Consider the following 25419-nt stretch of genomic DNA (forward strand, 5'->3'; position numbering starts at 1 on the left):
TCCTGCGCTCTCTTGCCTGGAACTGAGCAATTTTGGACTGAAACGGGTGGGCGACAATGAATGTCAACACGACCTAGAACGCCGCCTCGACCTCTTTCATCAGCGGATGGGTCAGCCCGATCTTGCGAAACGTGTCAAAATCCTGCTGGACGACTTCTTCCCATGGATCGCCGTCGATCTCTGCGCCCCGCCCGGCAAGAAAGATTTCTTTCGCAGCGTCCGTTTCATCCTGAAACATCAGCGCATAGGCCAGATGGGCGGCAACGCGGCGGTTGTCGGGTGCTGCCTCAAGCGCCTCCCGTGCCAGGGTTTCCGCCTTGTCCAGCCGTGAAAACAGCACATCCCCGAAAGAGACAATCGCTGCCTGTCTGGCAAAGAGATCACCGGCCACCCGCAGGTCATCGGCCAGATCGCTGTCTTGCGGAAAGGCCGCCACAAGGTTGCGCGCATGATCCAGCATCTCGCGATAGCCTTCCAGGGCGGCGTCATAGTCTTTGCTTTCTTCCTGAAGGGCGGCAATTTCATACAGGCTGCCCGTAACGGCGCGCCGGGTGCCGGGATCGCCGGGCAGCAGCTCTGCCGCGCGCCTGCGCCAGTCCAGCGCCTTTTCGTGATTTTGCCGGGCGCTGTCCGGATCATCCGTCTGGTTGGCATGGGTTCCCAGGCTGAAGAACACCATGCCAAGGTCGCTGGCATATGCCGGATTGTCAGGTTGTTCTGACGCCAGCGTGGCAAAGATTTCGCCCGCCGCCTCAAACTGCGTTTTTGCGGCAACGGGCTCGTCCATGAGTTCGGCAAGCTGTGCCAGGCGCATTTCGACCTTGCCCAGTTCATATTGCCACTGCAGGTCGATGGGCGAGATCAGAACGAGGCGCTGAATCGTGCGACGCCCCTGCTCAAAATAGGCTTTTGCCGCCGCGTATTCTCCGGCCTTCTGGTCCGCCGTTCCCGCATCGAACAGGCTGACCGCCAGATCGTGCTGCCAGCCCTCATTCAGAGGGTTGCTTTGCGCCAGGGCCCGCGCCAGGTCGAGGCGCTTTTCGAGATAGGTCCGGCTTTGATCGGCATCGCCCTCAGCGCGTGCAATAGCCGCCAGAGCCTCCAGCAGGACTGCGGTTTCATGTTTGAACGCGGCATTCTCAGGGGCCAGCCCAACCAGGGTTTCGCGTATTTCGAGCGCCTGTTCCAGCAGGTCCCGGGCCGCAGCGGGCGTGTCGCGTGCCTGAGCAAGGCTGGCCAGCGAACTAAGGCTGTCGGCATATGCGCTCTGCCAGTCCGGATTTGCGGGTTCCCGCCTTAGCAATGCGGCGCGCAGGTCGTGGGCTTGCGTGAACAGGACCTCCGCCGCACTCAGGTCATTCTCGTTCAATGCGCGTTGGCCCAGCTTGTCCAGGATCGCCGCAGTACCCGCCCCATGGCGGCCCAGCGAGGGGTCCACATCGTCCAGCGTCAGGGACAGATCAAGTGCCGTTTCGTAGTGCTCCCGCGCTTCCGCAGGGTTTCCTTTGGCCATTGCAAGGTCACCCAGCCGCTCTGTCGTGACCGCGAGGGCATGCTGGCGACCCGTGTGATCGGGTGTTTCCGCAAGCAGTGCCATCTGTTTGTCCCGCGCCCCCAGATAGGCTTTGCGCGAAGATCTGAGGTCGCCGGAGTGGAAGAGCGTGTCGCCGACACGGGTCTGCGTCATGGCCGCAGTTGCCCGCAAGGCGCGGTCCCCGGGAAAGTTCTGCATCAGGTCGCCGTGCAGATCCTGGGCCTGCACCAGAATCCTGCGCCTGGTGTCTGCGGGGAGAGTGGCAGAGGAGAATTCCTGCGCCAGTTCCGATAGCAAGGTGCCAGAGGCTTCAGTGGCGCTGCGCAGGGCGGCTTCGGCCATGCGTTCGCCGTCGCGCGCCGCATTGCGCTGGGTCCAGCCCACAATGCCCAGGATGCCGACAACAATCAGGGCCGCGACCGCGCCAAGGGCTGTTCTGCGTTGGCGCCGGGCCGTGGCCCTGCGGCTTTCCAGGATAAAGCGACGCTGTTCGGCCGTCGGTTGCGGCGCGTCTCCTGGTTGCTCTGCCAGCCAATCCTCGGCGGCGTGCAGTGCCGGCCCGCGCAGGGCCTGCGTGCCGGGCCGCGCCGCCGCAGTCCAGCGATGGGCCAGGGTGGCAAGGCGTGTATGTTCCCTGATCCAGCCGATATCGGTGGCCATGGCCGATCTGATGTTGTCCACCGCAATGGCAAGATCATCGTGGTCGGTTGCATGGACGTAGTTCAATCGCGCCAGTGCTGTCGGCACCGTGCCATCAACGTGATCCACCACCACGGGGATGATGCGCTTGTTCAGGCTGTCGGCGAGGTCAAACTGCCATGCGCAATCTTCGGAGGCTGCGGACCGGGGGCTGAGGGCAAAGAGGAATATATCGCTGCTGCGGATCAATTCTTCCAGGTGCCTGCGCGATTCCGGCGCGTCCGGGCTGTCTTCGGTGCCATGAAAGACCGTGAGACCGGGCTCATCCGCAAGGGAAGCGCAGAGTGTTTCCACCTTTTCCCGGTCATCGGGGGAATAGGAAATGAAAAGTCTCGTCTCTTCCGACATTTTGCCTGTGCCCGGTTACCCGGGCGCATCTTGCGCCCTGGCCCGGGCGAAAGCCAGCAGTGATCCTGAAACGCGGGCCGCTCAGGTCTTTGCCGGTGCGTTCGCTGGTTTCGCCGTCATCCAGACGCCCCCCTCCGGGCGCAGGGTCAGGATCATCACCGGCTTCGGTTCCCTTCCCGCGACGGGGGTGAATTCGAACCGCGACAGCAGGGTCGCCAGAATGATCACCGCCTCTTGCAGGGCAAAGGAGGCACCGATGCAGATGCGCGGCCCGTCCCCGAAGGGCAGATAGGCATAGCGGTCGATTGCCTTGCGATCGGCAAAGCGTTCGGGGTCGAAACGGTCGGGGTCTTCCCACAGCAGCTCGTTGCGGCCCAGGGCATAGATCGGAATCATCACCGTATCGCCCGGGCGGATCTCCCGGCCGCAAAGCGTATCGCTTTTCTGTGCGGTGCGCGAAATGATCCCGGCAGCGGGGTAAAGGCGCAGGGTTTCGTCGATGATCATGCGGATGTAGGGCAGGTTTTCCACGTCGTCGCCAGTGCAGGCGCGGCCCTGCAGCACCGCCTGCACCTCCTGTCGGGCGCGTTCCTGCACCTGCGGATCGAAGCCCAGCAGGTACATGGCCCAGGACAGGGTGAGCGCCGTCGTTTCATGCCCGGCCACGATGAAGGTCAGCAGGTTGTCGCGCAGCTCGGAGGTGGACATCTGTCGCTTCGTCTTGGGGTCGACGCCCTCCAGCAACAGGTCCAGCAGATCCGGCACGCCCTGATGGCCCCGTTTCGCGCGGGCCTCGATGGCGCTGTCGGCCATGGATTTCATTTCCTTCAGCGCGGCACCGGACATGATGCGCCCCGGGCGCGGCACCCAGTCGGGGAAACCCAAGACGTCGAACAGGCTGATCTTGCCCGCTTCGGCGATGTAATCGTCGATCGCACCATGTACCTTGTCGCGGTCAAAGGTATCGCCGCCAGAAAAGGTCACATCGCCGATCACGTCGAATGTGGTTGTGACCATCTCGTCCAGCATGTTGACGGCGCGGGGTCCTGCCGCCTCGATCCGGGCCACCGTGCGTTCGGCGGCAGCGGTCATGATCGGCGAAAGGTTCATCACATTGCGATGGGAAAACACCGGCGCGGCCGCGCGCCGTTGCCAGCGCCAATGGGCACCTTCCGCAATGAACAGGCTTTCGCCGATGGCGGGTTTCAGCAGGTTCTTGGTGACCAGTGACTTGGGGTAATCCTCCAGCCGGTCCAGCAGCACTTCGCGGATTGCACCGGGGTCCATGACCATGTGCCAGCGCTTTCCCGTCTTGCCCGAGACCATGGGCTGTCGCGTGGCGATGTCCGGGATGATGCTGAGCACATTGCGCCGTGCTTCCGAGAGGCTCTTGAAGATGCCCCAGGGCTCTGTGACCAGCGGCACGCGGACGGGCAGGGTGGTGGACATGGGGGAACCTCCTTGGGCCGGTTGACTGATAGATAGGGGGTAGGGCGCCATTCGCCAACGTGGCAATTGATTGCACCGGCGGCAACCATCGGGTATCGCCTGTGAAAGCTTGGTGCTGGAAGAGGTAAACAGATGATCCGCGTACTTGCCGTATTGATGTCCGTGGCATTTCTGACCGCCTGCAATGGCGCGGCAGACCTGAACAAGGCGCCCGTGCCGCTGGGAGACTTCAGTCTCAAGCACAATATCGCGGTGGCCCCGAAGGCCGTGAAAGGCCCCCTGAGCCGCGAAGTCACCAAGGAACAGCTGACCAAGGCGCTGACCGATGCCACCGCGGAACGCTTTGGCCGGTACAACGGCAGCCGCGACTATCACTTCGGGATGAGCGTCGAGGGCTACGTCCTGGCCCAGCCGGGCATTCCGCTGGTGTTCGCGCCAAAGTCGATCCTGATCGTCAACCTCACCGTCTGGGATGACGCGAAGAACCGCAAGCTGAACGAAAAGCCGCATCAGATCACGGTATTCGAATCCTTCGATCAGGGACCGGTTGTGGGATCGGGCTATACCAAATCTGCGGAAGAGCAGCTCAAGAACCTCAGCCAGAATGCGGCGAAGTCGATCGAAAGCTACCTCGTGAAGCAGAACAAGGAACAGGGCTGGTTCAGTGCAGGCCCCGGTACGGGCGCTCCTGTCGCCGAACAACCCAACGGCTAGGGCAGGGCTGCAAGTCGGTGCGAAGTCGCGCTTGATTTTACTGGCAAGACCCAATACATCGCCCGCCAGATAGGACCGGGCCGATGCGGCCCCTCAATTCAAAAAGGGTGCTACCACCATGGCAAAGGCAAAGTTTGAACGTAACAAGCCGCACGTTAACATCGGCACGATTGGTCACGTTGACCACGGCAAGACAACGCTGACAGCGGCGATCACGAAGTATTTCGGCGACTTCCGTGCGTATGACCAGATCGACGGCGCACCCGAAGAGAAGGCCCGCGGGATCACCATTTCGACCGCGCATGTGGAATACGAGACCGATGCGCGTCACTACGCCCACGTCGACTGCCCCGGCCACGCCGACTACGTCAAGAACATGATCACCGGTGCGGCGCAGATGGACGGCGCGATCCTGGTTGTGAACGCGGCTGACGGCCCGATGCCCCAGACCCGCGAGCACATCCTGCTGGGCCGCCAGGTGGGCATCCCCACCATGGTTGTCTACATGAACAAGGTCGACCAGGTGGACGACGCGGAACTGCTGGAACTGGTGGAAATGGAAATCCGCGAGCTGCTGTCTTCCTATGAATACCCCGGCGACGACATCCCGGTCATCCCCGGCTCCGCGCTGGCGGCGATGGAAGGCCGCGATCCCGAGATCGGCGAGAATTCGATCCGCGCGCTGATGGCTGCGGTTGACGAATGGATCCCGACCCCCGAGCGTGCGGTTGACCAGCCCTTCCTGATGCCAGTCGAGGACGTGTTCTCGATCTCCGGCCGTGGTACGGTTGTGACCGGCCGTGTGGAACGTGGCGTGATCAATGTGGGCGACGAGATCGAGATCGTCGGCATCCGCGACACCAAGAAGACGACCTGCACAGGCGTTGAAATGTTCCGCAAGCTGCTGGACCGTGGTGAAGCGGGCGACAACATCGGCGCATTGCTGCGTGGTGTGGAGCGTGAAGGCGTCGAGCGTGGCCAGGTGCTGTGCAAGCCGGGTTCCGTGACCCCGCACACCAAGTTCGAAGCCGAAGCCTATATCCTGACCAAGGAAGAGGGTGGCCGTCACACGCCGTTCTTCGCGAACTACCGTCCGCAGTTCTACTTCCGGACCACCGACGTGACCGGCACGGTTCAGCTGAACGAAGGCACCGAGATGGTGATGCCGGGCGACAACGTGTCCTTTGGCGTTGAACTGATCGCGCCGATCGCGATGGAGCAGGGCCTGCGCTTTGCGATCCGCGAAGGCGGCCGCACCGTTGGTGCGGGCGTGGTGTCGAAGATCACCGACTGATCGGGCAGGCGCCCGCAAGGGCGCGCTCCTGAGCACACGAACAGGCAAGGCCGCTCCCACTGGGGGCGGCCTTTGTCGTTGGGGGGCGGGCATGAAAGAGGTGGTTCCGTCGCGGGTCACGATTTGTTAAAGTGCCGGTGAAACCGATGGAGGGTGACATGACAACAACCGCGATCTGACCCAATCTTTTCCAGATCAAAGGAGCTGTCATGCCCGATTCACGACCTTTCCCCGCCGCCGACGTCCTGCATCCGGTGCCATTGCCCGACGGCAGCACCCATGCCGGAACGGTTTTTCTTGCCGCCGCAGTGGACCATCCGCGTATTTCGGTCGGCGCCTATACCTATGCAAGCGCCCACCAGCCGCCCGAGGATTGGGCGGCGCATCTTGCACCCTATCTTTACGACTTCAGCCCGGAACGTTTGGTGATCGGGAAATTCTGCCAGATTGCGGATGGCGTCACCTTCATCACCGCGTCGGCAAATCACCGGTACGACGGTATTTCCAGCTTCCCTTTTGCCGTCTTTGGCGGTGGCCCTGCCGAGGGACGGCCTTCGATGCCGGGACCCGGGCCCGATACGGTGATCGGGAATGATGTCTGGATCGGGCAGGGTGCCCGGATCCTGCCGGGGGCGCATCTGGGGGATGGCGTGATTGTCGGTGCCGGTGCGGTGGTCGCGGGTCAGGTCCCGCCCTACAGCGTCGTTGCGGGCAACCCTGCCAGGGTCCTGCGCAGGCGGTTCGAGCCGCAGCAGATCGAGGTCTTGTTGCGCGTTGCCTGGTGGGACTGGCCGATTGACAGGATTCTGGCGCATGAGGCGCTGATTGTCGGGGGTGACGTCGCCGGGCTGGTGGCGGCGAGCGGCGGTTGAACCGACAGGCCCAAGGGGTGCGACACATCTGCCATGTATCAAGCGAAAGCCCCCGATGCGGGGGCTTTCGTCGTGTTATGATTTGATCGGCGCTTAGGCGGCGGCCTTGTTGACGCCGCCGTTGGTGGCAATATCCGTCATATGGCGATCGCCGTCATAGGTGTTGTCCAGAAGCTTTTGCAGAATGCCCGCCTCCTCGTCCAGGTTCAGACGGTTGGCAAAGGCGACAAGGGAGCCGTAGCCGGCCAGCGCGTAATGCACCATGCGCTGGTATTGCGTGATAATGACCACGTCTCGTGTCGCGTCATCGGCGAAATCCGCCTTGATCGCATGGGCGCGTGCTTCGGTCACCAGGCCTGCCATGCCCTTGCAGTGCTCGCCTTCGGGGTCGATGTCATGTCTGGCGCAGATCGATTTCAGGTGATCCATGCCTTCGCTGATCCCGTTGGCACCGGCGATCAGGGCTTCGCTCAATTCCTCGTCTGCGGCGGCGCGCCCAAGCTCTGTGGTGGCGTCGAGCGATTGTTTGCAGGCGCTGTAAAGGTCCTGCAGTTGATCGTGGTAAACGTCGTGAAGGTTCTTGAGTGTCATTGCGGTCTCCTTGATTTTGGGGCTCTTGCCCGTGTCAAAGGGTCAACGCCCCGCCCCCGAGGCAGAGTTCCATCGCGATCCGGTGAATTTCGCAGCAATGCGCGCGATGCCCCTTGATCGCGGCGGCATTTGCGACTAGTCGGAAGTCCGGCATAGGGGTTTAGCTCAGTTGGTAGAGCATCGGTCTCCAAAACCGAGGGTCGTGGGTTCGAGTCCCTCAGCCCCTGCCAATCTCCCAAATCAGAATCTATGACCTGTGCGGCGATCGGTTGTTAACTGCGCTCCCGCAATTCCCGTGGAAAATTTTCATGCGATTGCCACGGTGAAGCTGCCGTCGCTGCGGCGCCTGAAAGAACCCTTGCCTCGTTTTTGACATATTCTCGCCAATCAACAGGCTGATTGCGTCAGTATCGAAGCGCGGACTGGCTGAGAGATGCAAAGATGACGACAGCGAACGAAAACATCAAGGAACCATCGGATATCGCTCCACAGGGGCCGGCATCGCCTACGGTGGCAGAGCTTGACCCGAGCGCCCTTGCCGCGATCCGTGATCTGCTGGCATCAGAGGAACAGGCCCCGCAACCCGTTCCGGAACCGCAGGCCGCCCCGCGGATGGCCGAAGAGCCATTGGCAGCAACAGCGCCGAGCAAGCGTGAATTGCTGGAACAGCAGGCAATCGCGCCGCCGGAGCCGCAGGCCCCTGCCGCCCAGCCCAGGAAGAAATTGGGCCGGGGCAAAAGGGCCAAAGCTGCGCGCCCGCCGCGTTCCGAAGACGGCCGAATCGCGCGTATGAAGGCCGCCGTGCTGGGGTATCGCCCGACACCGCGCCATATCGTGATCGCCGGTGCTGTCCTGATGGTCTTCTTCCGGCCCTGGCTGGTGCTGGGGCTTGCTTTCCTGTCGCTGTTCATTCTCACCGGTATCTTCCTGATCCTCGGCTATGACGGTTTCTGGCGCCGGGCCATGGGGTTTGCACGCTGGTATGCCCGCAGGCATCCGACCCGCGCGGTGGAAATGCACCGCAAGCTCGACAGTTTCGCGATGAAGTGGGATGCAATTCTCGACCGGTTCCCGGAAGGGACCGTCGATGGCCTCTACCTGCCGGACTTCGGCGATCTGGCAGAAGCGGAAAGCCGTCATGACGCCGCCCTGGACCGCCGGTTTTCCGAAATGCGCGAGAGCGAGGTCTGACAGGGCCGCGCGGCAAAGCGATTGGGCCCGGCTGTTACGGCTTGAATCCGCCCGACGCAGCCTTTAGATGCTTCGGGCAGACAAGCGTTAGGATATATCAGATGGCCACCACCAATCCGCTACAGTTCATTCAGCAGGTGCGTGCCGAGGTGGCGAAGGTCGTATGGCCCACCCGGCGCGAGGTGCTGTTGACCACGGTGATGGTGTTCATCCTCGCGGCACTCACAGCCGTGTTTTTCGCGATCGTGGACATCCTGATCCGCGGCGGGCTGCAAAGCATTCTCGGGATGTTCGGCTGAGCGACGCTCTGTCGGAGCTGTGCCGTGAATTCGCAATCCTCCCTTGAAAGACCTGCGCGCGCAGGGTATTGCGCAGGCCTGACCTGACAAGGGCGTGCGGCGATTCGAGTTGCGCGCCGCTTTTTTATTCAGGCTTTTTTCAGGTGTGCCCCACGCGGCGCACGAGCGTTACTCAGAAGGCGGCAGATGCCGCGCAAGACAGGGACCAGAGTTCAGATGGCAAAACGGTGGTATTCGGTCAGTGTCCTGTCGAACTTCGAAAAGAAGATCGCCGAGCAGATTCGCACCTCTGTCGAAGAGCAGGGCCTTGAGGACCAGATCGACGAGGTGCTGGTGCCGACCGAAGAGGTGATCGAAGTTCGCCGGGGCAAGAAGGTGACGGCAGAGCGCCGCTTCATGCCCGGCTATGTGCTGGTGCACATGGAAATGTCCGACAAGGGCTATCACCTGATCAACTCGATCAACCGCGTTACCGGCTTTCTTGGCCCGCAGGGCCGTCCGATGCCGATGCGCGATGCCGAAGTGCAGGCGATCCTGGGCCGGGTACAGGAAGGCGAAGACGCGCCGCGTACCCTGATTCATTTCGAAGTGGGCGAGAAGGTCAAGGTGGCCGATGGCCCGTTCGAGGATTTCGACGGTATGATCGAAGAGGTCGACGACGAGAACCAGCGCCTGAAGGTCTCTGTGTCGATCTTTGGCCGGGAAACCCCGGTGGAACTGGAATTCACGCAGGTCAACAAGCAGGCCTGAGTGTCGGGGCATCCGCCCTATCATTGTGGGAGGCAAGGGGGCCGCGGCACCCGAACCGGACCACGCAACCAAAAACTCTTGAGACGCGTCTCAGGGGTGTTGAAAGGAGAAGGCCAATGGCCAAGAAACTCGTCGGTACGATGAAGTTGCAAGTCAAGGCGGGGCAAGCCAACCCGTCCCCGCCCGTGGGCCCTGCATTGGGTCAGCGCGGCATCAACATCATGGAATTCTGCAAGGCGTTCAACGCCAAGACAGCAGACATGGAGCCCGGTGCGCCGTGCCCGACCGTGATCAGCTATTATCAGGACAAGTCCTTTACCATGGACATCAAGACGCCCCCGGCGTCCTATTACCTGAAAAAGGCTGCCAAGATTAACTCTGGCGCGAAAACGCCCAGCCGTGAAACCGTCGGCACCGTCACGCCCAAGCAGCTGCGCGAGATCGCAGAAGCCAAGGCCGCCGATCTGAGCGCCAATGACGTTGAAGCGGCGATGAAGATCATCCTGGGCTCTGCCCGCTCCATGGGCATCGAGGTGAAGTAAGATGGCAAAGCTTGGAAAACGTACCGCCGCCGCCCGCGAAGCATTCGTCGGCAAGGAAGATGTGACTGTTGAAGAAGCGGTTGCACTGATCAAGAGCAACTCCAAGGTCAAGTTCGACGAGACCATGGAAATCGCCCTGAACCTCGGCGTTGACCCGCGTCATGCGGACCAGATGGTCCGTGGCGTTGTCGGCCTGCCCAACGGCACCGGCAAGACCATGCGCGTTGCCGTGTTCGCCCGTGGCCCCAAGGCAGAAGAAGCCCAGGCCGCCGGTGCGGATATTGTTGGCGCAGAAGACCTGATGGAAACCGTGCAATCCGGCAAGATCGAGTTTGATCGCTGCATCGCCACGCCCGACATGATGCCCATCGTGGGCCGTCTGGGCAAGGTGCTTGGCCCCCGCAACCTGATGCCGAACCCCAAGGTCGGAACCGTGACCATGGACATCAAGGAGGCCGTCGAGGCAGCCAAGGGAGGCCAGGTTCAGTTCAAGGCCGAAAAGGGCGGCGTCGTGCATGCCGGCGTCGGCAAGCTGAGCTTTGACGAGGCCAAGCTGGCTGAAAACATCCGCGCCTTTGTGGGTGCGGTGGCCAAGGCCAAGCCGACAGGCTCCAAGGGCACCTACATGAAGAAGATCAACCTGAGCTCGACAATGGGCCCCGGGATCTCCGTGGCGGTTGACGACGCGATGACCGGTCAGGCCTGATCGGCCTTGAACGGATAACTGATTGGAGAGGGGCGGTGGCAATGTCACCGCCCTTTTTCTTTTAAGGCTTGTCCTTTTCCGATCTGTCTGCTGCCGACAGATTGGCACTCAGATGTGACCCAAAGGTCGCGTTTGGGGGCATCCGCGATCTCTGCCCAATTTTTGCCATATTTCCTGCCGATTTCTTCCATCGAAGTAATCTGAAAATCGCGTCAAAAGCGATGAACGAGGCAGTATGCAGTCTGGTAAGTGGTCCGTGGTGGCCATCCTTCGCGAACCCCGCGAAGTCTTGGAACGGTTTGTCGCATGGCATTTGCATCAGGGCGCGGATCGTATTTTCCTATATTTCGATGATCCGGAAGATCCGGGTATCGCGGCGATGGGCCGCTTTGGCGACCGCGTTGTCGTGACCCGTTGCACAGAGGCTTTCTGGGAAGAATTGGGCGTGCTCGACGCGGTGAATTTCACCAAGCGGCAAAACGCGGCGATCCTGCATGCATACCGGCAGATCAAGGACGGCTGGGTCGCGGTTGTTGATGGGGATGAATTGATGTGGTCCAGGGACCGGCCCCTGTCGGAGGTATTGGCGTCCCTGCCGGAAAGCGACAGGTCCGTTGTTTTTCGTCCGGTCGAATACGTCAATTTCCCGCAGCAGCCGGACAGGCTTCTGTTTCGCCGTTTCATCGACGGCGATCTGCTGGACAAGGTGTTCGGCATCTTCGCGGTCTACATGAACCGGAACCGCGGCTTTGCCGGGCATGTCACCGGCAAGACCCTGACCCGCGCCGGGCTGGAGGTTTCCCGCGCGCATCCGCATTGGTTTGTCGATGCGCAGGGCAAGCGGATCACTGACGGGTCCAAGACGCTGGACGACGGCTGCGCGCTATTGCATTTCTACTTCCTGAATTACGCAGACTGGCGGCGCAAAGCGGATTTTCGGCTCAAGGCATTCAGGAACGGCCGGCGGGACCTGCTGTTGGCCAAGATGAACCGGCTGGTGAAACTGGGCCGCGAACGCAAGCTGCGGCATCTGTGGAGCCGGTTGCACCAGATCACGCCGGAACAGCATGACACGATGAAAGCGCATGATTTGCTGCTGGAACTGGACATGGACATGAAGGGCATCGTGCACCAGTATTTCGGCGAGGTCGAAGAACACTTGCGCATGGCGGGCTGATCCGGAATACTTCGGAAAAGGCCTGTATCCCTGCTGCGCCGGACCGCGCCAAGCGGTCTGACCGGGCTAAGTGTGCAACTTGCGCATTTGGGGGTTGGAAATCCCCCGTCAACTGTTTATCCCACCCCTCAGGTACAAAGCGCGATTCGTCGCGCTTTTGTGCTTTTCGTCCGAGACGGTGGGTGTTGAAGGCTTTTCAACATAATTCCTGCCTGAGACGGGAAACGGCAGATTTTCTTCGGACAGCCCGATGGGCGATCCGCAGCGACGCGTCCGGCCCCCGTAAGGACCCGAAAGTCGGGGCCATCAGTCCCGGCAAAACTGAGCCGGAGGGGCAACCCTCCCTTACTGGAGTGAAACTGTGGATAGAGCACAAAAAGAACAGTTGGTCGACGAGCTCGGCCAGATCTTTGAAAGCTCTGGCGTCGTTGTGGTAGCCCACTACGTCGGTCTGACAGTTGCTGAAATGCAGGACCTTCGCGCGCGTGCTCGTAACGCTGGCGGGGCCGTGCGTGTTGCCAAGAACAGGCTCGCCAAGATCGCCCTTGAGGGTAAGCCATGCGCAAGCATTGCCGACCTTCTGACGGGCATGACCGTTCTGACCTATTCTGAGGATCCCGTGGCTGCGGCCAAGGTTGCTCAGGACTTCGCCAAGGAGAACCAGAAGTTCGTTATCCTTGGCGGTGCAATGGGCGAGAACGCACTCGACGTGGCCGGTGTGGAATCCGTGTCCAAGATGCCTTCGCGGGAGGAGCTTATCTCCACCATCGCGGGCATGCTGGGCGCACCTGCATCGAACATCGCCGGGGCCATTGGCGCACCTGCAAGCAACATTGCATCCATCCTGTCCACGATCGAGGACAAGGCTGCGTAAGCAATTCGTCATATCGGCGTGCTGGTTGAAACAACACGTTGGAACACACATATCGTTAACGGAAAGAGCTAAACATGGCTGATCTGAAGAAACTGGCAGAAGAGATCGTTGGTCTGACCCTGCTGGAAGCACAAGAACTGAAAACAATCCTCAAGGACGAATATGGCATCGAGCCCGCAGCTGGCGGCGCAGTGATGATGGCCGGTCCTGCTGACGCCGGTGGCGCAGCAGCCGAGGAGAAAACTGAATTTGACGTCGTTCTGAAGAACGCGGGCGCATCCAAGATCAACGTGATCAAGGAAGTGCGCGGCATCACCGGTCTGGGCCTGAAAGAAGCCAAGGACCTGGTCGAAGCCGGCGGCAAGATCAAAGAAGGCGTCGACAAAGCCGAAGCCGAAGAAGTCAAAGCGAAGCTGGAAGCAGCTGGCGCGGAAGTCGAGCTGGCCTAAGCGGTCGCCGAGGGAGCCGATCTTTTCGAAAAGATCGGACCGGAATTTTCAAAATTCCGGCACATCCCGCAAGAATATTGGCTGGACGGGGCGATTGTCCTGTCCAGCCAAACCTGTCTTGAAGGGTGCTTTTGCGAAAGCATCCTTCTGGAGAGGTCCACAGGTCGGAAGGGGTGCGGTGGGACGCATCCCAGCATTGACCGGAAAACTCCGCTCTTAAAGCAGCGCCTCACGGCCCCGGTGAGGACGCGCTTGGTGAGAGAATCGAAAGGTGACACGACACATGGCACAATCCTTCCTTGGCCAGAAACGTCTGCGTAAATATTATGGCAAAATCCGCGAAGTGCTGGAAATGCCGAACCTGATCGAGGTTCAAAAATCGTCTTATGACCTTTTCCTGAATTCCGGCGATGCCGAGACCCCCACGGATGGCGATGGCATCCAGGGCGTGTTCCAGTCGGTTTTCCCGATCAAGGACTTCAACGAGACTTCCGTGCTGGAGTACGTCAAGTACGAGCTGGAAAAGCCCAAGTACGATGTTGAGGAATGTCAGCAGCGCGACATGACCTACAGCGCACCGCTCAAGGTGACGCTGCGTCTGATCGTGTTTGATATCGACGAAGACACAGGCGCCAAGTCGGTCAAGGACATCAAGGAACAGGACGTGTTCATGGGCGATATGCCCCTGATGACGCCGAATGGCACGTTCATCGTGAACGGCACGGAGCGTGTGATCGTTTCCCAGATGCACCGTTCTCCCGGCGTGTTCTTTGACCACGACAAGGGCAAGACGCATTCCTCGGGCAAACTGCTGTTCGCCTGCCGGATCATTCCCTATCGCGGCTCATGGCTGGATTTCGAATTCGACGCCAAGGATATCGTGTTCGCGCGCATCGACCGTCGCCGCAAGCTGCCTGTGACCACCCTGCTTTATGCTCTGGGGCTGGACCAGGAAGGCATCATGGATGCCTATTACAAGACCATCACCTACACCCTGCAGAAGAACAAGGGCTGGGTTGCCCCCTTCTACCCCGAGCGGGTACGTGGCACGCGCCCAACCTATGACGTTGTTGACGCGGCCTCTGGTGAAGTGCTCTTCGAGATGGGCAAGAAAGTCACCCCGCGCGCGGTGAAAAAGCTGATCGACGACGGGAGCGTCACGGAGCTGCTGCTGCCCTTCGATCACATCAACGGCAAGTTTGTCGCCAAGGACATCATCAACGAGGAGACCGGCGCGATCTATGTCGAAGCCGGTGACGAGTTGACGCTGGAATACGACAAGGACGGCACGCTGATCGGTGGCACCGCGAAGGAGCTGATCGACGCGGGCATCACCGAGATCCCGCTTCTGGACATCGACAACATCAACGTCGGCCCCTACATGCGCAATACCATGGCGCAGGACAAGAACATGAACCGCGACACCGCGCTCATGGACATCTACCGCGTCATGCGTCCGGGCGAGCCGCCCACCGTGGAAGCCGCCTCTGCCCTCTTCGACACGCTGTTCTTCGACTCCGAGCGCTATGATCTTTCCGCCGTGGGCCGGGTCAAGATGAACATGCGTCTCGACCTCGATGCCGAAGACACCGTGCGCACCCTGCGCCGCGAAGACATCGTTGCCTGCATCAAGGCGCTGGTGGACCTGCGCGATGGCCGTGGCGACATCGACGACATCGACCACCTGGGCAACCGTCGTGTGCGTTCCGTTGGCGAACTGATGGAAAACCAGTACCGCGTCGGCTTGCTGCGCATGGAGCGTGCGATCAAGGAACGTATGTCCTCGGTCGAAATCGACACGGTGATGCCGCAGGACCTGATCAACGCGAAACCGGCCGCAGCCGCAGTACGTGAATTCTTCGGCTCCTCGCAGCTGTCGCAGTTCATGGACCAGACCAACCCGCTGTCCGAAGTGACGCACAAGCGCCGCCTCTCGGCGCTTGGACCGGGCGGTCTGACCCGCGAGCGTGCCGGCTTTGAGGTGCGCGACGTTCACCCGACCCACTATGGCCGGATGTGCCCGATTGAAACGCCGGAAGGTCCGAACATCGGTCTGATCAACTCGCTTGCGACCTTTGCCCGCGTGAACAAATACGGCTTCATCGAAACGCCCTACCGCGTGGTCAAGGACAGCAAGGTGACCGATGAGGTCCACTACATGTCCGCGACCGAGGAAATGCGCCACACTGTGGCGCAGGCCAACGCATCGCTGGATGAAAACGGTCGTTTTACCAACGAGATGGTGAACACCCGTCGGTCAGGCGACTATACGCTGGCCCCCACGGAAAGCGTTGACCTGATCGACGTGAGCCCCAAGCAGCTGGTCTCGGTCGCCGCTTCGCTGATCCCGTTCCTTGAGAACGACGACGCGAACCGCGCCCTGATGGGATCGAACATGCAACGTCAGGCGGTTCCGCTTCTGCAGGCCGAGGCGCCGCTGGTCGGCACCGGCATCGAGGAAGTCGTGGCACGCGATTCCGGCGCGGCCTATATGGCCAAGCGGGCGGGTATCATCGACCAGGTCGATGCGTCGCGTATCGTGATCCGGGCAACCGAAGACCTTGAGCTGGGCGACGCGGGCGTGGACATCTATCGCATGCGCAAGTTCCAGCGGTCGAACCAGAACACCTGCATCAACCAGCGTCCGCTGGTGAAAGTGGGTGAGACGGTGACCAAGGGGCAGGTGATTGCCGATGGTCCGTCCACCGACATGGGCGAGCTGGCTCTGGGCAAGAACGTGGTTGTCGCCTTCATGCCGTGGAATGGCTACAACTACGAAGACTCGATCCTGATCTCCGAGCGTATCTCCCGCGATGACGTCTTTACCTCGATCCACATCGAGGAATTCGAAGTCGCCGCGCGTGACACGAAACTCGGGCCGGAAGAGATCACCCGTGACATTCCCAACGTCGGTGAAGAAGCGCTGCGCAACCTCGACGAGGCGGGCATCGTGTACATCGGCGCGGATGTGGAGCCGGGCGATATCCTGGTCGGCAAGATCACACCAAAGGGCGAAAGCCCGATGACGCCGGAAGAGAAACTGCTGCGCGCCATCTTTGGTGAAAAGGCATCGGACGTCCGCGATACATCGCTGCGGGTGAAACCGGGTGACTTCGGCACGGTCGTCGAAGTGCGCGTGTTCAACCGCCATGGTGTGGAAAAAGACGAACGCGCGCTGCAGATCGAGCGTGAGGAAGTCGAACGTCTGGCCCGTGACCGCGACGACGAACTCGCGATCCTCGACCGGAACATCTATGCGCGTCTGCGCGAGATGATCCTGGGCAAGGTCGCTGTCAAAGGCCCGAAAGGTGTCAAATCGAACAGCCAGATCACCGAAGAGCTGCTGGACGATCAGCTGTCCCGCGGTCAGTGGTGGCAGTTGGCGCTTGAGGACGAAGACGACGCGAAAATCGTCGAGGCCCTGAACGAGCAGTACGAGATCCAGAAACGGACCTTGGATGCACGTTTCGAGGACAAGGTCGAGAAAGTGCGTCGTGGCGATGATCTGCCCCCGGGCGTGATGAAGATGGTCAAGGTGTTCGTGGCGGTGAAGCGCAAGCTGCAACCGGGCGACAAGATGGCCGGTCGTCACGGGAACAAGGGTGTGATTTCGAAAGTGGTGCCGATGGAGGACATGCCGTTCCTCGCGGATGGGACCCCGGTCGATTTCTGCCTCAACCCGCTGGGCGTGCCGTCGCGTATGAACGTCGGTCAGATCCTTGAGACACACATGGGCTGGGCCGCGCGCGGTCTGGGTCTGAATGTCGACGAGGCGCTGCAGGAATATCGCCGGTCCGGCGACCTGACCCCGGTGCGCGAGGCGATGAGCCATGCCTACGGCGAAGACGTCTATGCCGAGGGAATCGAAGGCATGGATGAGGACACGCTGATCGAGGCCGCAGGCAACGTGACGCGCGGTGTGCCGATTGCCACGCCGGTCTTCGACGGTGCCAAGGAAGCGGATGTGAACGACTCGCTCAAGCGGGCCGGTTTCGACACCTCCGGTCAGTCGGTGCTGTTCGACGGTCGCACAGGCGAGCAATTTGCCCGTCCCGTGACCGTGGGCGTCAAGTACCTGCTCAAGCTGCACCACCTGGTGGACGACAAGATCCACGCGCGGTCGACCGGGCCTTACAGCCTGGTTACCCAGCAGCCGCTGGGCGGTAAGGCGCAGTTCGGTGGCCAGCGCTTTGGTGAGATGGAGGTCTGGGCTCTGGAAGCCTATGGCGCCGCCTACACCCTGCAGGAAATGCTGACCGTCAAGTCGGACGACGTCGCGGGCCGGACCAAGGTCTATGAAAGCATCGTCAAGGGCGAGGACAACTTCGAAGCGGGCATTCCGGAGAGCTTCAACGTTCTCGTCAAGGAAGTGCGCGGCCTCGGCCTGAATATGGAACTCCTGGATGCGGAGGAGGATGAGTGAGGCATCAAGCGGTGCGCAGTAAATGCGCACCCTACGCAGGGCGCGCGTTCATCGCGCACCTTTCGCCAAAACCTTCCCCGCACCCTCTTACAAATGAGGAAAAGATATGAACCAGGAACTGACAAACAACCCGTTCAACCCGCTGACGCCGCCCAAGGTGTTCGACGAGATCAAGGTCTCTCTGGCATCGCCCGAGCGGATCCTGTCGTGGTCCTTCGGCGAGATCAAGAAACCTGAGACGATCAACTACCGCACGTTCAAGCCCGAGCGTGACGGTCTGTTCTGCGCGCGCATCTTTGGCCCGATCAAGGATTACGAATGCCTCTGCGGCAAATACAAGCGCATGAAATATCGCGGTGTCGTCTGCGAGAAATGCGGCGTTGAAGTGACCCTGCAAAAGGTCCGCCGCGAGCGTATGGGCCACATCGAACTGGCCTCGCCGGTCGCGCACATCTGGTTCCTGAAATCGCTGCCCTCCCGCATCGGCCTGATGCTGGACATGACGCTGCGCGATCTGGAACGCGTGCTGTACTTCGAAAACTACGTCGTGATCGAACCCGGTCTGACGGACCTCACCTACGGTCAGATGATGACCGAGGAAGAGTACATGGACGCCCAGGACGCCTATGGCATGGACGCTTTCACCGCCAACATCGGTGCCGAAGCGATCCGCGAAATGCTGGCGGCGATCGACCTGGAAGCCGAGGCCGACCAGCTGCGTGAAGAGCTGAAAGAAGCCACGGGCGAGCTGAAGCCCAAGAAGATCATCAAGCGTCTGAAAGTCGTGGAAAGCTTCCTGGAATCCGGCAACCGTCCGGAGTGGATGGTGCTGACCGTGATCCCCGTGATCCCGCCGGAACTGCGCCCGCTGGTGCCGCTGGACGGTGGCCGCTTTGCGACCTCCGACCTGAACGACCTCTATCGTCGCGTGATCAACCGGAACAACCGTCTGAAACGTCTGATCGAACTGCGTGCGCCTGACATCATCGTGCGCAACGAAAAGCGGATGCTGCAGGAATCGGTTGATGCGCTGTTTGACAACGGCCGTCGCGGCCGCGTCATCACCGGCGCCAACAAGCGTCCGCTGAAGTCGCTCTCCGACATGCTGAAAGGCAAGCAGGGCCGCTTCCGTCAGAACCTTTTGGGCAAACGCGTCGACTTCTCCGGCCGTTCGGTCATCGTGACTGGCCCGGAACTCAAGCTGCACCAGTGCGGTCTGCCGAAAAAGATGGCGCTCGAACTGTTCAAGCCGTTCATCTACTCGCGGCTGGAGGCCAAGGGCCTGTCCAGCACCGTGAAGCAGGCGAAGAAGCTGGTGGAAAAGGAACGTCCCGAGGTCTGGGACATCCTGGATGAGGTCATCCGCGAACACCCTGTCATGCTGAACCGTGCGCCCACGCTGCACCGTCTTGGCATTCAGGCGTTCGAACCCGTCCTGATCGAAGGCAAGGCGATCCAGCTGCACCCGCTGGTCTGCTCGGCCTTCAACGCCGACTTCGACGGCGACCAGATGGCGGTTCACGTGCCGCTCTCGCTGGAAGCGCAGCTTGAGGCGCGCGTCCTGATGATGTCGACCAACAACGTTCTGTCGCCTGCCAACGGCGCGCCGATCATCGTTCCCTCGCAGGATATGATCCTTGGCCTTTATTACACCACGCTGGAACGCGCGGGCATGAAGGGCGAAGGCAAGATCTTTGGCACCGTGGACGAAGTGCAGCACGCATTGGATGCGGGCGAAGTACACCTGCACACCAAGATCAAGGCCCGGATCAAGCAGATCGACAACGAGGGCAACGAGGTCATGGTGCGCTATGACACGACCCCCGGTCGTGTGCGTCTGGGTGCGCTGCTGCCGCTGAACGCCAAGGCACCTTTCGACCTGGTCAATCGTCTGCTGCGCAAGAAGGAAGTGCAGCAGGTCATCGATACCGTCTACCGCTATTGCGGCCAAAAGGAATCGGTTATCTTCTGTGACCAGATCATGACCATGGGCTTCCGCGAAGCGTTCAAGGCGGGCATTTCGTTCGGCAAGGACGACATGCTGATCCCGGACAGCAAATGGGGCCTCGTCGACGAGACCCGCGAGCAGGTCAAGGATTTCGAACAGCAGTACATGGACGGTCTGATCACCCAGGGTGAGAAGTACAACAAGGTCGTGGATGCCTGGTCGAAGTGTAACGACAAGGTGACCGAGGCCATGATGGGCTCGATCTCTGCCGAGCGGCTGGACGAAAACGGTGCCGTGATGGAACCGAACTCGGTCTACATGATGGCCCACTCCGGTGCCCGTGGTTCCGTGACCCAGATGAAACAGCTGGGCGGGATGCGCGGCCTGATGGCCAAGCCGAACGGCGACATCATCGAGACGCCGATCATCTCGAACTTCAAGGAAGGTCTGACCGTTCTTGAATACTTCAACTCGACCCACGGTGCCCGGAAGGGTCTGTCGGATACGGCTCTGAAAACCGCGAACTCCGGTTATCTGACACGGCGTCTGGTGGACGTGGCCCAGGATTGCATCGTGCGCATGCACGACTGCGGGACCGAAGCCGCGATCACTGCCGAAGCGGCGGTCAACGATGGTGAAGTCGTGTCCTCCCTGGCCGAGCGTCTGCTGGGCCGTGTGTCGGCGGATGACATCCTCAGACCCGGCACCGACGAAGTGCTGGTGCCCGCGGGGACCATCATCGACGAACGGATGGCGGATCTGGTGGACGAAGCTGCGGTTCAGTCCGCACGCATCCGTTCGCCGCTGACCTGCGAAGCCGAAGAGGGCGTCTGCGCCATGTGCTATGGCCGTGACCTCGCACGCGGCACCCTGGTCAACCAGGGTGAAGCCGTGGGCATCATCGCGGCGCAGTCCATTGGTGAACCCGGTACACAGCTGACGATGCGGACCTTCCACATCGGCGGCGTTGCGCAGGGTGGCCAGCAGTCTTTCCTTGAGGCGTCTCAGGAAGGCAAGATCGTGTTCGAAAACGCCCAGACCATCGAAAACGCCAATGGCGAAGTGATCGTGATGGGCCGGAACATGAAGCTGCGGATTGTCGGTGAGGACGATGCCGAGCGGGCCAGCCACAAGATCGGCTATGGTACGACGCTGTTCGTCAAGGACGGGCAGAAAGTCGCCCGGGGTGACAAGCTGATTGAATGGGATCCCTATACCCTGCCGATCATCGCGGAGAAATCGGGCCTGACCAAGTTCGTCGACCTGGTGTCGGGTATCGCCGTCAAGGACGAGACCGATGACGCGACAGGCATGACCCAGAAGATCGTGATCGACTGGCGCGCGGCCCCCAAGGGCAACGAGCTGAAGCCGGAAGTGATCCTTGTGGGTGAAGATGGTGAACCGGTCCGCAACGATGCGGGCAACCCGGTGACCTATCCGATGTCCGTGGATGCGGTTCTGTCCGTTGAGGACGGCACCGACATCAAGGCGGGTGACGTCATCGCGCGTATCCCGCGCGAAGGTGCCAAGACCAAGGACATCACCGGTGGTCTGCCGCGCGTGGCCGAACTCTTTGAGGCGCGTCGCCCCAAGGATCACGCCATCATCGCGGAAATCGACGGCTATGTGCGCTACGGCAAGGACTACAAGAACAAACGCCGTATCGCGATCGAGTCTGCCGATGATCCGGACGTCAAGGTCGAGTACATGGTGCCCAAGGGCAAGCACATCCCGGTTGCGGAAGGTGACTATGTCCAGAAGGGCGATTACATCATGGACGGCAACCCGGCGCCGCATGACATCCTTGCTATCATGGGTGTGGAGGCTCTGGCCGACTACATGATCGACGAAGTGCAGGATGTTTACCGTCTGCAGGGTGTGAAGATCAACGACAAGCATATCGAGGTGATCGTGCGCCAGATGCTGCAGAAGTGGGAAGTCCAGGATTCGGGCGAGACCACGCTGCTCAAGGGCGAACATGTCGACAAGCAGGAGTTCGATCTGGCCAACGAGAAGGCGATCAAGAAGGGCGGTCGTCCGGCCAAGGGCGAACCGATCCTGCTGGGCATCACCAAGGCGTCGCTGCAGACCCGCAGCTTCATCTCTGCCGCGTCCTTCCAGGAAACCACGCGGGTTCTGACCGAGGCTTCGGTCCAGGGCAAGCGCGACAAACTGGTGGGTCTCAAGGAGAACGTCATCGTGGGCCGTCTGATCCCGGCTGGTACGGGCGGTGCGACCATGCAGATGCGCAAGGTTGCCCAGGACCGTGACAACGTGGTCATCGAAGCCCGCCGCGAAGAGGCAGAGCAGGCCGCACGCCTCGCCGCGCCGGAAGCAAGCGACGATGTGGTCGGCGGCGATGTCTTTGACACCGTGATCGTGGATGAAGAAAGCCGCGATTGATCTGATCACCCGTGATTGAAGAAAGCCCCCGGCACCCCAGGTGTCGGGGGTTTTCGTTTTTCCGGCCCCTGCGTCGGGTGGGATTGTGCATGCCCGGCGACGCGGCATAGGGTGCGCCAGTTACACTTGTCGAAGGGCGCCGAACAATGTCACCCACTCTGCTTGGCGCGTTGCTGATGACGGCCTCCATGGCGTCTTTCACCCTGAATGATGCGCTGTTGAAACTGACGGCGGGCGCGGTGCCGCTGGCGCAGCTGATCTTCATCCGTTCGCTGATCACCTGTTCGCTGATGCTGGCGACCAAGGGGCGGATCGGGACGATGCATTTCGACATCGCGCGCCGCGACTGGGTCCTGATCGGGGCCAGGGCCGCGACAGAGATCAGTATCTCTTACTTTTTCCTCACCGCCCTTTTCAAAATGCCGCTCGCCAATATCACCGCGATCATGCAGGTGGTGCCGCTGGCCGTGACCCTTGCCTCGGCGCTGTTCCTGCGCGAGGCGGTCGGGCGTCGGCGCATCACGGCGATCGTGATCGGGTTTGCGGGTGTCATGCTGATCATCAGGCCGGGGGCGGAAGGGTTCAACATCTGGGCGATCTATGCGCTGCTGGCGGTGCTGGGGGTCACCGCCCGTGACCTGATCACCCGGCAGCTGTCGCCGCAGGTTCCCTCGATGACCGTTGCGCTCAGCACGGCGGTTGCGGTGATGGTGTCCTTCGGTCTGGTGTCGCTGTTCGGCCCTTGGGTTTCAATCGCGCCGGATATCTGGGTGCTGATCATCAGCTCGGCGGTGGTGATCATGGCCGGCTACTTCCTGTCCATCTGGGTGATGCGGGTGGGCGACGTGTCTTTCACCGCGCCCTTCCGCTACACGCAGCTGGTCTGGGCATTGTTGCTGGGCTGGTTCGTCTTTGGCGAATGGCCCGGCTGGATGACATTGACGGGGGCGGCAATTGTCGTGGCGACCGGGGTCTTCACTTTCTACCGCGAGCGCAAGCTGTCAGCTGCCTGAAAAGACCCGCCTGACGTGATCCGCGTCGATGGCAAACCGTTTCCTGAACAGCTTTTCCTGTGCGCCGCTCAGCGGGGTCACCGGGATCGGCTTGACCTTTTTCTGCCGCGAATCGTTAAAGCCGTTGTGGCTGCGCACCCACATCGCGGGGTCCGAGAAACTGATCGCGGGCATGAACCGGGGGATTTTCTCATGCGCAAAGTTCATGATGGTCTGTGAACAATTGCCCTTGATGTACATGCCCAGCGAGGCGACGTAGAACTGGCGGAACATGTCCACCGCCGCAATCCCCTCCGCACCGAATTCTGCCACGAAGCCGCGATTCCAGTCATAGGCGACCGTGCGGTTGCTGCCGATCAACGCGCTGGAATCTGCCACCGCGCGGCGCAGCTTTTCGATGAAATCGACAGAGACCGCATCATCGTCGTCATACCGGAATTGCAGGCAGGGCTCCGCCGGATTGATCCGCGCTTCGTTCAGGATTTCCTTCATCACCTCGCGCTGGTTGCGCGGTGGTTCCTTGTGAATCAGGGCCTGCGGCAGGTCTTTGACAAGGGATTCGAGCCGTTTCTCATGGTGTTTCGGAAACTGGTCGCCAAGGACGATGATCAGGCTGAAATCAGGGTCGGTCTGTGCCCTCAGACAGGGCAGGGCGACGGTTTCGAGCAGTTGAAACCGCTCTTCCAGCCGCCTGTCTTCGTAAAGATAGGCGATCCTTTCCTCGATGTCCTCATGTTCGACCTGGAAACCCCCCAGCGCGGGATAGGAAAAACGGCAAAGTCCGATCGCCTGCATACGGGTGGTTTCCTCTTGAGGCCTGCGGGTGACCCCGAATATGCAGGTGCGGCAGGCGCCGTTGCAAGCGCCTTTGCTCCTGGTGCGCTGCGATCCTGACGGCCCGGGGGCTGTTGACACCCTGTGCCCAACGGCCTATACGCGCGCTATCCGGGACGTGGGGCAACCCCTGCTGGCCCGAAATCATAAGCTACGTGGTCAAGACCCGGTCTAATGCTGATCCGGTCCTCTGTAACCCCACCGCCTCGTTTTCCTCGGTACGGGAACGTTGCGGTGTTTTTGCTTTGCCGAAGGTAAAGCATCGAATTTGAAACCGCATGGGGTGCTCCTCGTGCATCTGATGTGAGACAGAACGGGGATAAACCGGAATGCCAACGATCCAACAGCTGATCCGCAAGCCGCGGCAGCCGAAGCGTAAATACTCGAAATCCATGCACCTGCAGGAATGCCCGCAGAAGCGTGGCGTCTGTACCCGCGTGTACACCACCACACCGAAGAAACCGAACTCGGCCATGCGTAAGGTTGCCAAGGTGCGCCTGACCAACGGCTTTGAGGTCATCAGCTATATTCCGGGTGAAAGCCACAACCTTCAGGAACACTCCGTTGTCCTGATCCGCGGCGGCCGTGTCAAAGACCTTCCCGGTGTGCGTTACCACATCCTGCGCGGCGTTCTGGATACGCAAGGCGTCAAGGATCGTAAGCAGCGCCGTTCCAAGTACGGTGCCAAGCGTCCGAAGTAATTTGTGCAGCGGTGCGCAGTCAATGCGCACCCTACTCATCCATCCGTAGGGTGCGCATTGATGCGCACCACCCGAGCCCACGAAGGAAGACAACGACATGTCACGCCGCCACGCCGCTGAAAAACGCGAAGTTCTGCCGGACGCCAAGTATGGCGATCTGGTTCTGACCAAATTCATGAACAACCTCATGATCGACGGCAAGAAATCCGTCGCCGAAACAATCGTCTACAACGCGATGACCCGCGTTGAGGACAAGATCAAACGCGCGCCCATCGAAGTGTTCCACGAAGCACTTGAAAACATCCAGCCCTCCGTCGAAGTGCGCTCGCGCCGCGTCGGTGGTGCGACCTACCAGGTGCCCGTGGAAGTGCGTCCCGAGCGTCGTCAGGCGCTGGCGATCCGCTGGTTGATCAAGGCCGCGCGTTCGCGCAACGAGAACACCATGGAAGAACGTCTTGCCGGGGAACTGCTGGATGCCGTTCAATCCCGTGGCACAGCCGTGAAAAAGCGTGAAGACACGCACAAGATGGCCGATGCCAACAAGGCATTCAGCCACTACCGCTGGTAATTCACTTCAAAGATCGGGGCTGCGATACGCGTGGCCCCTG

General features: G+C 60.8%; 21 protein-coding genes and 1 tRNA gene. 17 read left to right on the plus strand and 5 right to left on the minus strand.

Translation table 11 applies throughout. From position 1 onward, the window contains the following. Positions 1-73: 73 nt before the first annotated feature. Both O4H53_RS17305 and O4H53_RS17310 read right to left on the minus strand, forming a co-directional pair. Positions 74-2581: a toll/interleukin-1 receptor domain-containing protein gene (locus O4H53_RS17305; protein WP_269365785.1), complete on the minus strand. Its 2508-nt coding sequence runs from the start codon at positions 2579-2581 to the stop codon at positions 74-76. An 81-nt stretch (positions 2582-2662) separates the two neighbouring features. Beyond that, positions 2663-4030, minus strand: a complete 1368-nt coding sequence (locus O4H53_RS17310) for a cytochrome P450 (protein ID WP_269365787.1) — start codon at positions 4028-4030, stop codon at positions 2663-2665. A 156-nt stretch (positions 4031-4186) separates the two neighbouring features. On the opposite strand from O4H53_RS17310, the gene O4H53_RS17315 reads away from it, so the two are divergent. The 3 genes from O4H53_RS17315 (at position 4187) to O4H53_RS17325 (ending at position 6910) form a co-directional block, all read left to right on the plus strand. After that, positions 4187-4744 (plus strand): hypothetical protein, encoded by a 558-nt coding sequence (locus O4H53_RS17315; protein ID WP_269365789.1) that lies wholly within the window; start codon positions 4187-4189, stop codon positions 4742-4744. Between the two features lie 118 nt (positions 4745-4862). After that, entirely contained in the window at positions 4863-6038 is a 1176-nt protein-coding gene (gene tuf, locus O4H53_RS17320; protein ID WP_269365791.1) for an elongation factor Tu, read from the plus strand. Positions 6039-6247: 209 nt separating this feature from the next. Beyond that, positions 6248-6910: a CatB-related O-acetyltransferase gene (locus O4H53_RS17325; RefSeq protein ID WP_269365792.1), complete on the plus strand. Its 663-nt coding sequence runs from the start codon at positions 6248-6250 to the stop codon at positions 6908-6910. A 93-nt stretch (positions 6911-7003) separates the two neighbouring features. Here the strand turns inward: O4H53_RS17325 and O4H53_RS17330 are convergent, their stop codons facing one another. Beyond that, entirely contained in the window at positions 7004-7501 is a 498-nt protein-coding gene (locus tag O4H53_RS17330; RefSeq protein WP_269365793.1) for a ferritin-like domain-containing protein, read from the minus strand. A 154-nt stretch (positions 7502-7655) separates the two neighbouring features. On the opposite strand from O4H53_RS17330, the gene O4H53_RS17335 reads away from it, so the two are divergent. From O4H53_RS17335 to rplA, 6 genes are all read left to right on the plus strand, one after another. After that, positions 7656-7731: transfer RNA gene (locus tag O4H53_RS17335), tRNA-Trp, on the plus strand. A 211-nt stretch (positions 7732-7942) separates the two neighbouring features. Continuing rightward, positions 7943-8692 (plus strand): hypothetical protein, encoded by a 750-nt coding sequence (locus tag O4H53_RS17340; protein ID WP_269365795.1) that lies wholly within the window; start codon positions 7943-7945, stop codon positions 8690-8692. A 101-nt stretch (positions 8693-8793) separates the two neighbouring features. Continuing rightward, positions 8794-8991, plus strand: a complete 198-nt coding sequence (secE, locus tag O4H53_RS17345; RefSeq protein WP_269365797.1) for a preprotein translocase subunit SecE — start codon at positions 8794-8796, stop codon at positions 8989-8991. Positions 8992-9207: 216 nt separating this feature from the next. Next, positions 9208-9741 carry a transcription termination/antitermination protein NusG gene (gene nusG / locus O4H53_RS17350; RefSeq protein ID WP_269365798.1) on the plus strand — a complete coding sequence of 178 codons (534 nt, stop codon included), beginning with the start codon at positions 9208-9210 and terminating at the stop codon, positions 9739-9741. Between the two features lie 116 nt (positions 9742-9857). Further along, on the plus strand, positions 9858-10283 hold the full coding sequence (gene rplK, locus O4H53_RS17355; protein ID WP_114273627.1) for a 50S ribosomal protein L11: 426 nt from the start codon (positions 9858-9860) through the stop codon (positions 10281-10283). A gap of 1 nt (position 10284) precedes the next feature. Further along, positions 10285-10989: a 50S ribosomal protein L1 gene (gene rplA / locus O4H53_RS17360; protein WP_269365800.1), complete on the plus strand. Its 705-nt coding sequence runs from the start codon at positions 10285-10287 to the stop codon at positions 10987-10989. A gap of 44 nt (positions 10990-11033) precedes the next feature. Here the strand turns inward: rplA and O4H53_RS17365 are convergent, their stop codons facing one another. Next, positions 11034-11180 (minus strand): hypothetical protein, encoded by a 147-nt coding sequence (locus tag O4H53_RS17365; protein WP_269365801.1) that lies wholly within the window; start codon positions 11178-11180, stop codon positions 11034-11036. 44 nt (positions 11181-11224) lie between these two features. Here O4H53_RS17365 and O4H53_RS17370 point away from each other — a divergent pair, with 44 nt between their 5' ends. The 6 genes from O4H53_RS17370 to O4H53_RS17395 all read left to right on the plus strand — a co-directional run bounded on the left by O4H53_RS17370 (position 11225) and on the right by O4H53_RS17395 (position 23276). After that, positions 11225-12166: a glycosyltransferase family 2 protein gene (locus tag O4H53_RS17370; protein ID WP_269365803.1), complete on the plus strand. Its 942-nt coding sequence runs from the start codon at positions 11225-11227 to the stop codon at positions 12164-12166. Positions 12167-12527: 361 nt separating this feature from the next. After that, positions 12528-13040: a 50S ribosomal protein L10 gene (gene rplJ / locus O4H53_RS17375; RefSeq protein WP_114273624.1), complete on the plus strand. Its 513-nt coding sequence runs from the start codon at positions 12528-12530 to the stop codon at positions 13038-13040. A gap of 74 nt (positions 13041-13114) precedes the next feature. Beyond that, positions 13115-13489 carry a 50S ribosomal protein L7/L12 gene (gene rplL / locus O4H53_RS17380; protein WP_067294893.1) on the plus strand — a complete coding sequence of 125 codons (375 nt, stop codon included), beginning with the start codon at positions 13115-13117 and terminating at the stop codon, positions 13487-13489. A 283-nt stretch (positions 13490-13772) separates the two neighbouring features. Then, positions 13773-17912 carry a DNA-directed RNA polymerase subunit beta gene (gene rpoB / locus O4H53_RS17385; RefSeq protein ID WP_269365806.1) on the plus strand — a complete coding sequence of 1380 codons (4140 nt, stop codon included), beginning with the start codon at positions 13773-13775 and terminating at the stop codon, positions 17910-17912. A gap of 106 nt (positions 17913-18018) precedes the next feature. Next, entirely contained in the window at positions 18019-22263 is a 4245-nt protein-coding gene (gene rpoC, locus O4H53_RS17390; RefSeq protein ID WP_269365808.1) for a DNA-directed RNA polymerase subunit beta', read from the plus strand. A gap of 146 nt (positions 22264-22409) precedes the next feature. After that, positions 22410-23276, plus strand: a complete 867-nt coding sequence (locus O4H53_RS17395) for a DMT family transporter (protein WP_269365810.1) — start codon at positions 22410-22412, stop codon at positions 23274-23276. On the opposite strand, the gene O4H53_RS17400 is transcribed toward O4H53_RS17395, so the two are convergent. Then, positions 23265-24071 (minus strand): putative rhamnosyl transferase, encoded by an 807-nt coding sequence (locus O4H53_RS17400; protein WP_269365812.1) that lies wholly within the window; start codon positions 24069-24071, stop codon positions 23265-23267. The two genes, O4H53_RS17395 and O4H53_RS17400, sit on opposite strands and share 12 nt — an antisense overlap. Before the next feature lie 368 nt (positions 24072-24439). On the opposite strand from O4H53_RS17400, the gene rpsL reads away from it, so the two are divergent. Together rpsL and rpsG are read left to right on the plus strand one after the other, a co-directional pair. Then, positions 24440-24811 carry a 30S ribosomal protein S12 gene (gene rpsL, locus O4H53_RS17405; RefSeq protein ID WP_025063456.1) on the plus strand — a complete coding sequence of 124 codons (372 nt, stop codon included), beginning with the start codon at positions 24440-24442 and terminating at the stop codon, positions 24809-24811. A 97-nt stretch (positions 24812-24908) separates the two neighbouring features. Next, positions 24909-25379, plus strand: coding sequence for a 30S ribosomal protein S7 (rpsG, locus tag O4H53_RS17410; RefSeq protein ID WP_067294877.1), 471 nt, complete (start codon positions 24909-24911; stop codon positions 25377-25379). Positions 25380-25419: the final 40 nt, after the last annotated feature.

The sequence above is a fragment of the Sulfitobacter sp. G21635-S1 genome, from assembly GCF_027213915.1.
GTDB lineage: Bacteria > Pseudomonadota > Alphaproteobacteria > Rhodobacterales > Rhodobacteraceae > Sulfitobacter.

Excerpts from the sequence above, each read along its gene's own strand:
- O4H53_RS17400 (WP_269365812.1), bottom strand. The coding sequence starts at position 24,071 with ATGCAGGCGATCGGACTTTGCCGTTTTTCCTATCCCGCGCTGGGGGGT.
- O4H53_RS17395 (WP_269365810.1), top strand. The coding sequence starts at position 22,410 with ATGTCACCCACTCTGCTTGGCGCGTTGCTGATGACGGCCTCCATGGCG.
- O4H53_RS17315 (WP_269365789.1), top strand. The coding sequence starts at position 4,187 with ATGTCCGTGGCATTTCTGACCGCCTGCAATGGCGCGGCAGACCTGAAC.
- rplA (WP_269365800.1), top strand. The coding sequence starts at position 10,285 with ATGGCAAAGCTTGGAAAACGTACCGCCGCCGCCCGCGAAGCATTCGTC.
- nusG (WP_269365798.1), top strand. The coding sequence starts at position 9,208 with ATGGCAAAACGGTGGTATTCGGTCAGTGTCCTGTCGAACTTCGAAAAG.
- O4H53_RS17365 (WP_269365801.1), bottom strand. The coding sequence starts at position 11,180 with ATGGAAGAAATCGGCAGGAAATATGGCAAAAATTGGGCAGAGATCGCG.
- O4H53_RS17310 (WP_269365787.1), bottom strand. The coding sequence starts at position 4,030 with ATGTCCACCACCCTGCCCGTCCGCGTGCCGCTGGTCACAGAGCCCTGG.
- O4H53_RS17340 (WP_269365795.1), top strand. The coding sequence starts at position 7,943 with ATGACGACAGCGAACGAAAACATCAAGGAACCATCGGATATCGCTCCA.
- O4H53_RS17330 (WP_269365793.1), bottom strand. The coding sequence starts at position 7,501 with ATGACACTCAAGAACCTTCACGACGTTTACCACGATCAACTGCAGGAC.
- rpoB (WP_269365806.1), top strand. The coding sequence starts at position 13,773 with ATGGCACAATCCTTCCTTGGCCAGAAACGTCTGCGTAAATATTATGGC.
- rpoC (WP_269365808.1), top strand. The coding sequence starts at position 18,019 with ATGAACCAGGAACTGACAAACAACCCGTTCAACCCGCTGACGCCGCCC.
- O4H53_RS17325 (WP_269365792.1), top strand. The coding sequence starts at position 6,248 with ATGCCCGATTCACGACCTTTCCCCGCCGCCGACGTCCTGCATCCGGTG.
- O4H53_RS17305 (WP_269365785.1), bottom strand. The coding sequence starts at position 2,581 with ATGTCGGAAGAGACGAGACTTTTCATTTCCTATTCCCCCGATGACCGG.
- O4H53_RS17370 (WP_269365803.1), top strand. The coding sequence starts at position 11,225 with ATGCAGTCTGGTAAGTGGTCCGTGGTGGCCATCCTTCGCGAACCCCGC.
- rplK (WP_114273627.1), top strand. The coding sequence starts at position 9,858 with ATGGCCAAGAAACTCGTCGGTACGATGAAGTTGCAAGTCAAGGCGGGG.
- rplL (WP_067294893.1), top strand. The coding sequence starts at position 13,115 with ATGGCTGATCTGAAGAAACTGGCAGAAGAGATCGTTGGTCTGACCCTG.
- tuf (WP_269365791.1), top strand. The coding sequence starts at position 4,863 with ATGGCAAAGGCAAAGTTTGAACGTAACAAGCCGCACGTTAACATCGGC.
- secE (WP_269365797.1), top strand. The coding sequence starts at position 8,794 with ATGGCCACCACCAATCCGCTACAGTTCATTCAGCAGGTGCGTGCCGAG.
- rpsL (WP_025063456.1), top strand. The coding sequence starts at position 24,440 with ATGCCAACGATCCAACAGCTGATCCGCAAGCCGCGGCAGCCGAAGCGT.
- rpsG (WP_067294877.1), top strand. The coding sequence starts at position 24,909 with ATGTCACGCCGCCACGCCGCTGAAAAACGCGAAGTTCTGCCGGACGCC.